This window comes from Thiobacillus sp., from assembly GCF_013693775.1.
GTDB lineage: Bacteria > Pseudomonadota > Gammaproteobacteria > Burkholderiales > Thiobacillaceae > Thiobacillus.
The window spans coordinates 46864-60656 of the sequence record NZ_CP059257.1; the positions used below are offsets into that span (position 1 = coordinate 46864).

Here is a 13793-nt window from a genome sequence, read left to right on the forward strand (position 1 = left end):
GATACTCAGCACTCCAGACAATCCGAATGCGGGTTCAAGACCATAAAGCTTGATCCCCACCCCTTTGTCTGACGACCATAGCAGAGTGGAACCACCCCTTCCCATCCCGAACAGGACGGTGAAACGCTCCCGCGCCAATGATAGTAGGCAACTCGCCTGTGAAAGTAGGTCATCGTCAGACTCCTTATCCGTATCCTCCCGGGGATACCACAAAACCCCTCAACTCTTGAGGGGGTTTTTATTGCACGGAAACCCGTTTCATTCACGAACGCCATCAATTATTTCTTTATTAAAATCAATAAAGTAGGCTGCATCTACAACTTTAGTTGTATGGCACATCCTCATTGTTGAAGGTAAGTTTGCAGTGTGGGAATACGCCCACGGCTAAAAACTTCAGGAGGATGTATGAACAAGCTTGTTATGGTTGCATTGGTTCTGGGTGGTCTGATGGGGCTTCCCGCTTATGCGGCAGTGAATATCAATACGGCTACCCAGTCGGAGCTCGAGGCGGTCAAGGGGCTTGGGCCGGCAAAGGCTAAGGCAATCATCACGTATCGCGAAGCACATGGCAATTTCAAGAGCTTGGACGAACTGGATAATGTCAAAGGTTTTGGCAGTACCAGCGTCGAGAAACTGAAGGGTGAGCTGTCGGTCGGCCCGGAAAAAGCCAAGAAGTAGCCGTACTACCTTAACTGAGCCGTTTCGGCTCGGCGGGCGTATTCTGTAGTCAGTTGGACTGCGGAATACGCGACAGGATTGATTCCGATAGGAGGCAGTCAGCCACAACTCCAGTTCATGATGCAATCCAGGAGGCGGATTTGCTCTCGGGCATCGGCCTCGATGCCTTCCACCGGTATAATCCCTTCCTTTCTTGGTGGTTTGTCATTTCATGTCTACCCTTGCAGTCATTCTGGTCGCAACTGCCGCGGGCAGCGTGCTGAGCTTGTTGCTGGCTGCGCTACTGGCCTTTTCTGCACGTCCCAGTTGGGTACCTGTGCTGGTGAGCTATGCTATCGGTGCCTTGCTAGGGGCCTCCTTGTTGGAAGTCCTGCCGGAGGCCGTCGAAATGGGCGGGGACGTCAAAACGGTTGCCAATGCCTTGCTGGGCGGCATCCTGTTGTTCTTCTTGCTGGAAAAGCTGGTGTTGTGGCGTCATTGCCACGACGAGATCTGCGAAGCCCACAGCAGCCACGATCACGGCCATGATCACGGGCGATCAGGCATGATGATCACGGTAGGCGATACTTTCCACAACTTTGTCGACGGCATCATCATTGCCGGTGCCTTCCTGGTCGATTTCCGCTTGGGAGCAATCACGGCGTTGGCGATCATCGCACACGAAATCCCGCAGGAAATCGGCGATTTTCTGATTCTTCTGCATTCAGGCTATACCCGCACACAGGCGTTGGTGCTCAATTTCCTGACTGGCGTGGCGACCATGCTGGGTGCATTGGTCGGGTATTACGCCCTGTCGATGCTGCAGGGATGGATGCCGGTGCTGCTCGGGTTGGCAGGGGCCAGTATGTTGTATGTGGCCTTGTCGGATCTGATTCCCGGTTTGCACAAGCGTGCGGAAATCGGTGCAACCCTACAGCAGCTTACGCTAATCGGATTGGGTGTCGCGACCGTCGCTCTGGCGGGCTACTTCATCGGCGAGGGCCATTGAACGTCGGCGTCGCCGTGGCCCATCAGCGACATAGATGAACAAAGCCAGCGGCAATACGCCCAGGAAAAACAGGACGGCCAAGGCCTTGCCGATACTGCTGGCGGTGATTGCCATCATGAGAATCACATAGGCCCAGCCAATCGCTACGATATACATCTTATTGCTCCATCAGGACTGAACGTCATGGTAACCAAAGCCAAACTCGCCCGCACGCCGAACGTCGGATTCGTCTCCCTCGGCTGTCCGAAGGCGACAGTCGATTCCGAGCGGATTCTCACCCAGCTGCGCGCCGAAGGCTACGGCATCGTCGGCAGCTATGACGATGCTGACGTGGTCGTGGTCAATACCTGCGGATTTATCGATGCCGCCGTGCAGGAATCGCTCGAGGCGATCGGCGAAGCGTTGGCGGAGAACGGCAAGGTGATCGTTACCGGCTGCCTGGGTGCCAAGGGTGACGTGATACGTGAAGCGCATCCCAAGGTGCTGGCGGTGTCCGGCCCTCATGCGCTGGACGAGGTGATGGAAGCAGTGCATACCGCGCTGCCCAAACCACACGATCCGTTCGAAGACCTGATTCCACCGGGCGGTATCAAGCTTACGCCGCGTCATTATGCCTACCTGAAGATTTCCGAGGGCTGCAATCATCGCTGTACCTTCTGCATTATCCCCTCGATGCGCGGTGACCTTGTCAGCCGCCCGATCGGCGACGTGATGCGCGAGGCGGAGGCTCTGGTCAAGGCGGGGGTGCAGGAGTTGTTGGTGGTGTCGCAGGATACGAGCGCCTACGGGGTCGACGTGAAATATCGCCCAGGGTTCTGGAACGGTCGCCCGCTGAAAACGCGCATGACCGAACTGGCGGGTGTGCTGGGCAGTCTTGGAGCCTGGGTGCGCCTGCATTACGTGTACCCATATCCCAGCGTCGACGACGTGATTCCCTTGATGGCCGACGGCATCATCCTGCCGTATCTCGATATTCCGTTTCAGCATGCCAGCCCGCGCATTCTGAAATTGATGAAGCGCCCTGGCGCGGTCGAGAAGACATTGGACCGTATCCAGTCCTGGCGCGCTGCCGTGCCTGATCTCACCTTGCGCTCGACCTTCATTGTCGGTTTTCCTGGCGAGACGGACGCCGAGTTCGAAGAGTTACTGGCTTTTCTCAGNGAGGCGCAGCTCGATCGGGTCGGCTGCTTCAAATATTCGCCCGTGGAAGGGGCCGCGGCGAACGCGCTTCCCGATGCCGTGCCGGAAGAGCTGAAGGAGGAACGCCTGGAGCGCTTCATGGAAGTGCAGGCGGAAATCTCGGCGGCTCTGCTCGAAGCAAAAGTCGGCCGTGAAATCGAGGTCATCGTCGACGAGGAGGATGAAGCGGGTACGCTTGCGCGCAGCCATGCCGACGCGCCGGAAATCGACGGGGTGGTCTATCTCGAAGGGGTGTTCGATCTGAAGCCGGGGGCACGCCTCAAGGTACGCGTCGAGGAGGCGGACGAACACGATCTGTGGGCAACGCCGATCTGACGACCACAGCGGCGCGAGCCTTTGATTCAGGCGAGCATCGAGACCAGGTCGCGGCGACGCCGCCAGAATTTCCACGCATCGCTGGCGTGAAGCCGCAGTGTCTTTCCATTGACCGGATCATTCAGGATCAGCCCTCCCGGACCACTCCTGCGCAGTGCGTTCTGCAAAGGCGCGAACCAGTCGCGTTCCAGGCCACGCAAGGCCTCACGCCAACCATAGGCATCGCCGTACTGTCCCGCGTGCGTCAAATCGTCCAATAGCATCACGCCTGCCGTTTCGAGCAGGGAGATGTTCATCTGCTCGGGAAGCGGCAGTACGCGCATGGCGCAGAACGCGCCAAGTGCATGTGCATCGGCGTTCCGGGCATACANACGGGCGGTCAAGGTGGGTGCCACCGGCAGGCACCCACNCCNCCACAGCCACAGCGCATTGATCGGCAACGCGCCGCGCGTCTCGCGTGTCAGATTGACCGGATGATCGTGCAGCAGCATTTGCACTTCGTTCAACCACGCACGGAATCGCATGGCATCGTCGCCGTGCGGCAGCAAGGGATCGATATCGCAGCCCACTGCAACAGACCTTGCGTGAGTCGTCAGGCATGGTGCAGCGTCGAGCCGCAGGTACCAGCGCTTGGGATGGCACGCGACCGGGCTTAGGCCCGGACCAAAATGCTGGCCGATTGCGGCGGTCAACGCATCGGCCTCGGGTTGTGTCAGTTCCAACGTATCGCTGTCGGCTAGCACGATGCGGTCGCGCATGACCCGTAGATGGACCGGGTCGGCACGCAACCAGTAGGCTTCGCCGGCCACGCCGCCATCCGCCTCAAGGCTGATCGGGGCAACCGGCCAGTCCTGCTGGCGGGCGATACCCAGCGCCTCGCACAGGACGGCTTCCATCCCTTCGGTCGTGCTGGATTGGCGAGTGCCGCGTGCCAGCAGGGTCTGCAATGCAGGCAGGCGCAGATCCTGCGTCGCGGCTTCCAGCAACCGGGCAGAGGGAAACAGATGGGGGATGAGGAGCAGCATGCGCCGAGTGTAGCAAAGCAGACTCCCGGGTAGATGTTGTCCGCTCAGATTGCCCGGGACGGCAATTTTGTGCGCAGTTCAACTGCGCGCGTGGCGGCTACCTTGAGATCTGGCCAGTCAATGCACTTCATGAAATCAGTAATGAGTTTGGCAATCCCTCTTAAGCGTCAACTCATACATATATGAAATTGCCGATCTTTCGGCGTGAAATCTTAAACGTGGTTCCTGCACTTCCTGCTGTCCTGATTTAAACGGATTTTCGGCTTATTGGGGGCGTTTCAGCCATGTCGTCCATCAAGGACAAAAAACCTGTTTCTTTACAGCGGGTTACTTATACGCCAGAAATTTATGTCGTGATGAAGCGACACGTGAGCCTCGCTCGCCACGCGTCTTATTGTCAACCATATGAAAAATAAGGATTTTTTATTCTGGTACGACATCTGCTAGCGAGGAAGTGTCGCAGTCGAAAAGCAGCCCACGCCAAAACGCTCATGCACAACATGATGAAAGAAGCCGAACAGGTACATGTCAAATCGTCGCGTTTGACCGGTGCCACCGGCATCGGATTCTCCGCGATCAGTCGGCCTGCGGACGATCGTGATGCCTGTGTCCATGACGTGGTCTACGTACTCCGTTCCAGATCCACCCATAGAAATGGAAGGCGCGCGTGGCGCTATCCGGAGCACGGCACACGTCGTGAAACGTATGAACCAAGAAGCGGTGAACTCGAAACGCAACTACTGGACGGCTCTGCATGCCGAACGAAAAGCTGACCCCTCGGGCGCATGTTGAAAAACCTTTCCCTATGTATCCCTTGGCTGCCCGCACCACCCGTACCACGAGCTGCATGCGTTCATGCAGCCGAGATCCCGCACCAACGATATAAAGAGCGTTCAATGTTTGGTTGCTACGAACATCCGGCTCTTAGCCTGGCCAGGCGATTGGTGAATCCCCTGGTAATTTTCTTTTCTCTGATCCTGGCGGTTGTATTGGAAGAACAGAAATTCGACGGTTTGTATTTGCTGTTGGGTAGCCTCGCATTCCTGATTAGCTCTCAGGTGTTCGATAATTTCGAGTTTTTCGAGCCCGCGGTTTCCGATCCTGAGGCTCAACGCAAACACGCATTCAGCTTGCTGACCGCCTGGCTGATCGTGCTGCTTCTGCTGGGAATGGTCGGCGTACTCAGTGGCATGCTGGGTGCGTACAACACACAGGTCTTGGTGTGGTGGAGTCTGATAACGCCCTTATTGTTGTTTCTTGGACATTCGGTTGTGCGAGGCTATCTCGAGTTCTTGCGCAGACATGGAAAAATCCGACGTTCGGTCGTCGTTGGCGCTAACGAACTTGGTTACAAGCTGGCTCAGCGGATACATCACCAGCGCAGCCTGATGATCCGGGTAGAGGCGTTCTTCGATGATCGTTGCGGCGATCGCTGCGAGACGGAACTGAAGAACGTAGTGTGCGGCGGCATAGACGATGTGACTGACTATGTGGCGCGGCATGAAATCGACTTGGTCTACATCACGTTCCCGTTATTCAGGCATCCGCGTGTGATCGATTTGGTCAACGCCCTGCGAGACACTACAGCGTCGATTTATTTTGTGCCGGATGTATTCGTATTCGATCTGGTTCAGGCGCGCCTGGATAACGTGAACGGAATTCCCGTGATCTCCGTGTTCGAGACGCCGCTAACGGGTATCAACGCAGTCAACAAGCGTATTTTCGATATAGCCGCGGCCAGTCTTATTCTGGTGGCGATCACGCCCTTGCTGCTACTCATCGCGCTGTCGGTGAAGCTTACATCCAAGGGTCCGGTCATTTTCAAACAACGTCGCTATGGCATGGACGGTGATGAGATCCAAGTTTACAAATTCCGCTCGATGAGCGTTTGTGAAGATAGCCGGACGGTCATTCAGGCCACNAAAAACGATACGCGAGTGACCAGGGTCGGTGCCGTTTTACGCAGAACGTCACTTGACGAACTTCCACAGTTTTTCAACGTGTTGCAGGGAACGATGAGTATCGTCGGGCCACGNCCCCATGCGGTTGCTCACAATGAATACTATCGAAAGCTCATCAATGGATACATGTGGCGCCACAAGGTCAAGCCGGGTATTACCGGGTGGGCGCAGATTCATGGCTACCGAGGTGAAACCGACACGATCGACAAGATGGAAGGCCGCGTGATTTACGACATTGCGTATTTGAAGAGCTGGTCGCTGAGGATGGATATGGCCATTATTTTAAGGACCTTGAAACTGGTCATCAAAGACTCAAAGGCCTATTGACGTGAAGCTATTGTTTGCTCATTTGAGCCCCAAATCCTTGAGTTCGAATTTCTGGAGTTCGCTATGCACATGAAAATGCAACGCACTATTAGAGTCGCGGTTTGGTCGGCAGCGATCCTTGCAGGGCCATCGCTGGTGGATGCGTTTGCATCCGATATCCGGACGACAGAATTGAGCGGAAAGTATGAGGCCTCAGCTGCCGCAGCCGTTTACCGTATGCCTGCAAACGCATCTTATACGCGCCATGCCGGATCTCTGGTGGGCGATCCATATGGCAGGGCGGCTGCGCCTTACGTATCTGAAGTGAACGGCTGGGCGCTCTTTGCGACGCTCCTGAGTTTGATAAACATGCGGCTATGGTATTCAGGCAAGAAGCGCTTGCCCACGCTCAATTAAGGCAACTCATTCGATGCGAGCGGATTCGAATTCCATGATGGGCCGTCCCATGACCACGATAGAGCAGACTGGATGCGGATGGAAATTCGCCGTGCCGCTCGATACCACGCAGGGCGAGAGCGAGCGCGAGCGAGCGTTCGATCTGGTACAGGCCACACTATGTCGTGAAAAACGCTTGATCTGCCTCCTGTCCCTGCAACTGCCGACGACCACTGAAATAGGCGTTTTCCTGACAATGCTAGGCATGGTCGCGAGCCCGGCGTGGGCAGCAGACACAATCGAGCAGGGGCCGGGTGAGACGTTCATGCCTTATGTGCGTGCACTGTATGGCTACGACAGCAATCTGTTCCGTCTGCANAATGATCAGGAAGCCCAGGCTGTACTGGGAACATCCAGCACGGCTGAGTCTTATCTGACGCTGGGGGCCGGTATGGATGCGAATTTGAAACTGAGTCGTCAGACAATCCAGGCACACGCCGAGCTCAATCAGACACGATTCAATACCTACGGCCAGCTCGATAACGATAGCCACGATGTCTCCCTGAAATGGGCTTGGAAGATCGGAAGCCGAGTGACGGGTGATGTCGGCGTGGCAGACACGCTCAAACAGGCAAGCTATACGAATGTGAAGCAGCCTGTCAAAAACCAGATACGAACACGCCGAGGCAGTTTAAATGGCGCAATCCAACTGGCTTATCCATGGCAAGTCCAGTTCGGCATGGAAAGCGTTCGTACGAGCAACGATGCGGCAGCGCAACTGCCACAGGATGCGACGGTGGATGCCCTCAAAGCCGGCCTGCAGTATCGGTCCGATAAGGGCTCGACCGTGGCCTGGGTCAGTCGCCACAGCGAGGGGCGTTATCCCAACCGACAGTTGATTGGCGTGGTGGCCGTCGACAATGATTATCAGCAGTGGGACAACGGCGTAGCCGCCGTATGGAAGCTGAGCGAGAAAACATCGATGACCGGCAAGCTGAATTTCACGCAGCGAGGTTATACGGACGTTCCCCAGCGTGATTTTTCAGGATTGACGGGACTGTTGTCACTGGGGTGGAACGCCACTGAGAAAACGATGCTGAACGCGTCGACCTATCGCGACATCGATGCGATAGAGAGCTCTGCGATTGAGAACACGACGGCAAGTTACGCCCTGAATCAAGGCGTTGCGGTGGGCGCGGACTGGAAGCCTACCGCGAAGTTGACGTTTAGCACGCGTCTCAGCCACGACCATATCGCGTATGCCGGTGACCCGGGATTTGTCCTGTCAACGCAAGCCGTTCGCGAGGATCGACTCACGATGGCGCAGGCGGGGTTTCAGTACAACGTACGGAGCAACACGCAGATTGGATTGATACTGCGGCGCGGCGTACGCCATTCCAACGAGGCACTGGAAAGTTACCGCTACAACAGCGCCATGATCAACGTGAGCAGCCATTTCTGATGATGAATATCTCCGAACTTGAGGCGAGGCAGCCTATGTGCAGATGCATCGCGACCATTAACTCCCAAGTAAAGATCCTGATGAGTGTGATCTTGCATTTTGGAATTTTGTTGTTGGCCGTCTTCCCCCTGCAGGCTGCGGCAGCGGATTACCAGTTGGGCAGCGGTGACATTGTCCATATCACGGTGTACGACCATCCGGAGTTGACGACGGATGCGCGCGTGGATGAGCAAGGCAAGATCAGCTTTCCATTGATAGGGGGCGTATCGGTAGCGGGGAAAACCGCCGCGGCCGCACAGGATCTGATTGCCAGTCGCTTGGAAAAGGGCGATTTTCTCAAGAAGCCGCAAGTTAATCTAATCGTCACTGAATACCGGAGCAAGCAGGTCTCAGTGCTAGGGCTGGTCAACAAGCCCGGAAAATATCCTCTAGATAGTGCGAGCACGGTATCGGACCTGTTGGCGCTGGCCGGCGGCGTAGCGGAAGACGGCGCCGACGAGGTCATCCTGATCCACAACCAGGATGGCAAGTCACAGCAATTCAAGATCAACACCAAATCTTTGTTCCAGGATGGGCAGGTCGACTTGAACCATCAGGTCACGGGCGGTGACGTTATTTTTGTTCCCCGCGCCGCTGTNTTTTACATCTACGGCGAGGTGCAGAAACCCGGGGCTTATCGGCTGACCGGGAATCTGAATGTGATGCAGGCGGTTTCTCTAGGCGGNGGAATCACGCCGCGCGGAACGCAGCGAGGAATCCAGATTCGTAGAGATGACAAGAATGGAAAACCGGTCAGGATTCACGCCGCGTTGACCGACCGGGTTCGGGAGAACGATGTGGTGTATGTCAAAGAAAGCCTTTTCTAATCGTGGTTTCAACGGGAGGCCCATGGATATCCTGCAATTTCTGTTGATACTCAAAGCGCACCGTAAGCTAATGCTGGTGACGCTGACGCTCTGTGTCGCGCTGGTGGCCGTCGTTAGCCTGGTGTATCCCAAGACATACAGTGCAACGGCGTCGCTGGTGGTAAACGTGAATGGGGCCGACCCGGTCACCGGGCAAGTGATGCAAGGCGAGCTCGTCTCCCGTTATCTGACGACGCAAATTGACGTCATCGGCAGTCACAGCGTGGCATTGAAAGTGGTCGATAACCTGAACCTCATGCACGACGCAAAGTACCGCGACGCATTCCAGAGCGAGGTCGGCACCACGGCGTCTTTTCGGGACTGGTTGGCCGATCAGCTGCTGCGGCATCTGAATGTCAAGCCATCAAATCAGAGCAACGTTTTCTACGTCACGTTCAAGGCCGAGGACCCGAGACGAGCGGCGCAGTTGGCGAATTCCTTTGTGCAAGCCTATATCCAGACCAATCTGCAACTCAGGACGCAACCTGCCAGCCGTACAGCGACTTGGTACAACACCCAATTGGACGTGCTACGCAGCAATCTGGAGAANAACCAGGCCAAATTGACCCGTTATCGGCAAAGCAACGAGATCGTCTCGCTAGACGAGAAGCTCGACGTCGAATCCACGCGTCTTGCCGAGCTTTCCAGCCAGCTGGTTGCCGCGCAGGGGCAAACCGTCAACAGCCAATCGATCCAGAACCATGCNGGGGATGCCTCCGCCGGCGTCGTCAACAACCCGGTGATCCAGGGGCTCAAGGAAGAGCTGGCAAAGAGCGAGGCCAAACTCAAACAACAGTCCGAACGCGTCGGCAAGAATCATCCGGATTACCAACTTGCCAAGGCGGAGGTTGACAGCTTGCGCAACAAGCTCGCAGGCGAAGTCCATACCGTGCGGCAGAGCATCGCCAACGACCTGAGCGTGTCACGCCAGCGCGAAAGTGCGTTGCACGCGGCGGTGGCTGCACAAAAAGCGAAGGTATTGAAGCTCAACGCAGAGCGCGACGTCGGGACGATGTTGGCTGGCGAAGTCGAGAGTGCGCAGCGTATCTATGACCAGGCGCTCGAGCGCTTCAACCAGACACGTATGGAAAGCCATGCGGATCAAACCGCCGTATCCGTATTGAGCTCCGCCGTCGTTCCGTTGACGCCATCAGCGCCGAATCTGCCGCTGAACATGGCGTTGTCAGTCATCCTTGGCACGTTGCTCGGCATCGGGCTGGCCCTGATCAAGGAAATGTTGAATCCGCGCATACGTTCTGAGCGCGACGCGTTGACGGTATTGGGCGTGCCGGTGTTGGGCGTGATGGCCGCAGACAATAAATCGTTGTTGCCGTTGGGGCGCAGATTCGGCCTGCCGGCGCCCCGGCCTGTGTGACCTTGGGCGGAAACGAGGAGTACGGAATGTCCTATTCACCGAATGTTACGCAACTCAAGGGTGATTTGCCTCCCGTGAGCGAAGAATCCAAGAAGGTGGGCCACCTGTTGCGAGAGGCCGGAAAGCTGACCATCGCGGATGCGGGCCGGGTGTTGGAGGCGCANAAAACGGAAAATCTGCGATTTGGCGAAATCGCCATCAGGCTCGGGTTTATCAACGAACTCGACCTTCGGCAGGCGCTTTCGCAACAGTTTTCCATTCCCATCATCGCGCCCGATGACGCCCATTTCAGTGCCGATCTGGTTGCTGCTTACCGGCCCGCCGGCAGTCAGATAGAGCAATTACGCACCATGCGTGGCCAGCTGATGCTGCGTTGGTTTTCAAAGGGGAATAGAGCCCTGGTTGTTGCGGGCATCGATGCAGGCGACGGAGCGAGCTATCTGGCCGCCAATCTGGCCGTTGTGTTTTCCCAGCTCGGCGAACGGACGTTGTTGATCGACGCGGATCTGCGCAGGCCGCGACAGCACACCTTGTTTAATCTCGGAAACCGCCCTGGCTTGTCCGATTTTCTGGCGGGTCGCTGCGACGCCTCGGTTGCGGCACGCATTCCCGCNTTTCCCCGGCTTGCTGTAATGACCGCGGGCGCCGTGCCGCCGAACTCGGCCGAGTTGCTGGCGCGTCCCGCTACGGCACCTCAGTTGGAGACCTTGTCGAAGAATTACGACGTGGTGTTGATCGATACGGCTGCGGCGACCGAGGGCGCCGACGGCGTGATGCTTGCGGCGCATATGGGCGGGGCGCTGCTGGTACTGCGCCAAGACCATACTCGGCTATCCGCAGCTGCGGCATTCCGCACGGACTTAGAGAGTAGTGGCGCGGTTCTGGTGGGGACTGTGCTGAATCAGCATTAGCAGACTCATGCGATTCATCCCGCACTTCCCCAAGAGCTCAGCGTCCGGTGCCAACAGGATGGAGTCGACCAAGCTGGTGTCGGTGATCTTGTTCGTCAGCGTGATTTACCAGGCAATGCTTGCGGTGATCCACACACATCTTCACCACACGTCGGCAATGGTTGTGGCACTTACCGAGTTCTTGATCTATCTCGGGTGCGTCCTAGTCCTGGCGAGGCGCATCAAGCTTGAGTTCGTCACGATCGCGGTGCTGGTGTTTGCCTATCTCGTGCTCTTGTCGATTTTCCGGAATGCACTGGAGCTCAAAGGATTCAGGGATATCGCCATTCCACTGCTCTTTTTCTGGCTTGGCCGCCATGTGGCCGACATCCGATATACCGATCGGATTTTGAGAATCGTCGTCATTACCGTGGTGCTGGTAGGGCTCTTCGAGTTGTTTTTCCTGCCTCAATACACGAGCTTGATGAATGTCTTTTCCTATTACGTCAGCACGGGTACCGTCACCATCGACACCAATTACATCAGCGATAGCGCGCTCAACCTGAACGGTTTGCGGCCGGAAGGCATCGGCCGCACGATTCTCCCTTCGCTACTGGGTCCCCATCGCGTTTCTTCAGTATTTCTGGAGCCGGTGTCCTTGGGCAACTTCGCCGTCATTGTGGCCGCGTGGGGCCTGTCCAAATCGACCGCTGACTACAAGAACATGTTGTTCTTTCTATTGTCCGCAATCGGTCTGATCACGCTCAGCGATTCCCGCTATGGATTGATCGTGGTGACGTTGTTGATCGGCATGCGCGTCGTCGCGAAAGGACGTGCCAATCGGGTTGTCATCATTCTGCCGTTCATCGCGATCGCGGCGCTGCTGCTCATCGGATCGTTTTATAAGGGCGGGCTTGCGGACAACGTGATGGGCCGTCTTTTCTGGACAGGCGGCACCTTGTTGACCTTCGATGTTCCCAAGCTATTCGGCGTACGNGGGTTCGACATTCCTTATGGCGACATGGGTTACGCCTATCTCCTGTCTCGGTGGGGCGTGCTGCTGTGTCTGACGCTGTGGGGCGCGTTATGGATGATCAAGATGAAGGACGCGTGCGGAGAACGTTTCCGGGCCTATGCGGCCTTGTATATCTCCCTGATCCTGACGGTAAGCGGAACCTCCTTTTTCGCTCTTAAGACAGCTGGACTGTTGTGGTTCCTGGTCGGCGGCTGCGCGAAGACAGCGCCGCGTGTCTACCAAACCGATAGGCGGAAAACCGTTGAAAGCGAGTTGAACTATGCCACTTAAGGTCGCGCATGTAGTGCGCCAATACTATCCGTCGGTAGGCGGGATGGAAGATGTGGTGCAAAGCATCGCGCAGCACCAAATGAAGCGGCATGGCCATTTGCCGGTCATCGTGACGCTGGATCGTTTGTTTCGAAACGCGGACCAGCCTCTGGCCGGCGAAGAAGTGATCAACGGGATTCCAGTGGTCCGTTTGCCGTATCGGGGGCCCAGCCGATATCCCTTATGCCCTGGCGTTCTCGATCGCGTGCGGGACGCAGATGTGATCCATGTGCACGGCATCGATTTCTTTTTCGATTTTCTGGCGGCAACGCGGCCGATCCATCGCCGTCCCATGGTGGTCTCCACGCATGGCGGATTCTTTCACACCCGTTTTGCCGCCACGCTGAAGAAAGTCTATTTCAATACGGCTACCAGGTTGTCATCCACTGCATACGACCGGGTTGTCGCGACCAGCGAAAACGATGGGAGGATTTTCAACGCCATCGTCCAATCACCCAAGAAAATCGTCATCGAGAATGGCGTCAACATCGAGAAATATGCGGATCGATCGGCACGCGAGCTGACCCCGACGCTGATCTATTTCGGCCGCTGGTCGGAAAACAAGGGGCTGCTGGAAATCATCGAATTCTTCCGCCAGCTGGCAACGCGGCAACCTGGGTGGAAACTGATTATCGCGGGGCGTGAGTACGACCATACCGAGGCCGAGCTCGCGGAGCGTATTCGTCAACACGGGCTTGCCGATTCTGTCCGATTGGCAGCCAACCCTTCCGATCAGGAATTGGCATCGCTGATCGGGCAGTCCAGTTATTTCATTTGTCTGTCGCATCACGAAGGCTTCGGCATCGCGCCGATCGAAGCGATGAGCGCCGGATTGACGCCCGTGTTAAGCGATATCCCCCATTCCGGAACCTGATCGAACAAGTGGGTCAAGGCTTGCTGCTTGACACGCGCCAGCTCGCGAGCGGGGTCAACTCCCTGTTAACGCT

General features: G+C 56.6%; 12 protein-coding genes and 1 rRNA gene. 12 read left to right on the top strand and 1 reads right to left on the bottom strand.

The window, feature by feature from the left end; genetic code table 11:
- Positions 1 to 67 precede the first annotated feature (67 nt).
- The 4 genes from rrf (at position 68) to rimO (ending at position 3181) form a co-directional block, all read left to right on the top strand.
- Positions 68 to 181, top strand: a 5S ribosomal RNA gene (gene rrf, locus HZY77_RS00245).
- Between the two features lie 224 nt (positions 182 to 405).
- Positions 406 to 678 carry a helix-hairpin-helix domain-containing protein gene (locus HZY77_RS00250; protein ID WP_296657263.1) on the top strand — a complete coding sequence of 91 codons (273 nt, stop codon included), beginning with the start codon at positions 406 to 408 and terminating at the stop codon, positions 676 to 678.
- 211 nt (positions 679 to 889) lie between these two features.
- The gene (locus HZY77_RS00255; RefSeq protein WP_296817687.1) at positions 890 to 1666 is read left to right on the top strand and encodes a ZIP family metal transporter; all 777 of its coding nucleotides are present in this window, start codon (positions 890 to 892) and stop codon (positions 1664 to 1666) included.
- A gap of 183 nt (positions 1667 to 1849) precedes the next feature.
- Positions 1850 to 3181: a 30S ribosomal protein S12 methylthiotransferase RimO gene (rimO, locus tag HZY77_RS00260; protein ID WP_296817689.1), complete on the top strand. Its 1332-nt coding sequence runs from the start codon at positions 1850 to 1852 to the stop codon at positions 3179 to 3181.
- Between the two features lie 26 nt (positions 3182 to 3207).
- Here rimO and HZY77_RS00265 read toward each other — a convergent pair whose 3' ends face one another.
- The gene (locus HZY77_RS00265; protein ID WP_296817691.1) at positions 3208 to 4206 is read right to left on the bottom strand and encodes a hypothetical protein; all 999 of its coding nucleotides are present in this window, start codon (positions 4204 to 4206) and stop codon (positions 3208 to 3210) included.
- A gap of 944 nt (positions 4207 to 5150) precedes the next feature.
- On the opposite strand from HZY77_RS00265, the gene HZY77_RS00270 reads away from it, so the two are divergent.
- The 8 genes from HZY77_RS00270 to HZY77_RS00305 all read left to right on the top strand — a co-directional run bounded on the left by HZY77_RS00270 (position 5151) and on the right by HZY77_RS00305 (position 13720).
- Positions 5151 to 6494 carry an undecaprenyl-phosphate glucose phosphotransferase gene (locus HZY77_RS00270; RefSeq protein WP_296817693.1) on the top strand — a complete coding sequence of 448 codons (1344 nt, stop codon included), beginning with the start codon at positions 5151 to 5153 and terminating at the stop codon, positions 6492 to 6494.
- A gap of 63 nt (positions 6495 to 6557) precedes the next feature.
- On the top strand, positions 6558 to 6890 hold the full coding sequence (locus HZY77_RS00275) for a hypothetical protein (RefSeq protein WP_296817695.1): 333 nt from the start codon (positions 6558 to 6560) through the stop codon (positions 6888 to 6890).
- Between the two features lie 91 nt (positions 6891 to 6981).
- On the top strand, positions 6982 to 8331 hold the full coding sequence (gene epsL, locus HZY77_RS00280; RefSeq protein WP_296817697.1) for an XrtB/PEP-CTERM-associated polysaccharide biosynthesis outer membrane protein EpsL: 1350 nt from the start codon (positions 6982 to 6984) through the stop codon (positions 8329 to 8331).
- Between the two features lie 80 nt (positions 8332 to 8411).
- Positions 8412 to 9197: a polysaccharide export protein EpsE gene (gene epsE / locus HZY77_RS00285; protein ID WP_296817699.1), complete on the top strand. Its 786-nt coding sequence runs from the start codon at positions 8412 to 8414 to the stop codon at positions 9195 to 9197.
- A 22-nt stretch (positions 9198 to 9219) separates the two neighbouring features.
- Entirely contained in the window at positions 9220 to 10611 is a 1392-nt protein-coding gene (gene epsF, locus HZY77_RS00290; protein WP_296817701.1) for a chain length determinant protein EpsF, read from the top strand.
- Positions 10612 to 10637: 26 nt separating this feature from the next.
- Entirely contained in the window at positions 10638 to 11522 is an 885-nt protein-coding gene (epsG, locus tag HZY77_RS00295; RefSeq protein WP_296817703.1) for a chain length determinant protein tyrosine kinase EpsG, read from the top strand.
- Between the two features lie 58 nt (positions 11523 to 11580).
- Entirely contained in the window at positions 11581 to 12807 is a 1227-nt protein-coding gene (locus tag HZY77_RS00300) for a polysaccharide polymerase (protein ID WP_296817704.1), read from the top strand.
- Positions 12797 to 13720, top strand: coding sequence for a glycosyltransferase family 4 protein (locus HZY77_RS00305; RefSeq protein WP_296817706.1), 924 nt, complete (start codon positions 12797 to 12799; stop codon positions 13718 to 13720). Before HZY77_RS00300 ends, HZY77_RS00305 begins: the two co-directional genes overlap by 11 nt.
- The last annotated feature ends 73 nt before the right edge of the window (positions 13721 to 13793 follow it).

Excerpts from the sequence above, each read along its gene's own strand:
- HZY77_RS00305 (WP_296817706.1), top strand. The coding sequence starts at position 12,797 with ATGCCACTTAAGGTCGCGCATGTAGTGCGCCAATACTATCCGTCGGTA.
- HZY77_RS00255 (WP_296817687.1), top strand. The coding sequence starts at position 890 with ATGTCTACCCTTGCAGTCATTCTGGTCGCAACTGCCGCGGGCAGCGTG.
- HZY77_RS00250 (WP_296657263.1), top strand. The coding sequence starts at position 406 with ATGAACAAGCTTGTTATGGTTGCATTGGTTCTGGGTGGTCTGATGGGG.
- HZY77_RS00275 (WP_296817695.1), top strand. The coding sequence starts at position 6,558 with ATGCACATGAAAATGCAACGCACTATTAGAGTCGCGGTTTGGTCGGCA.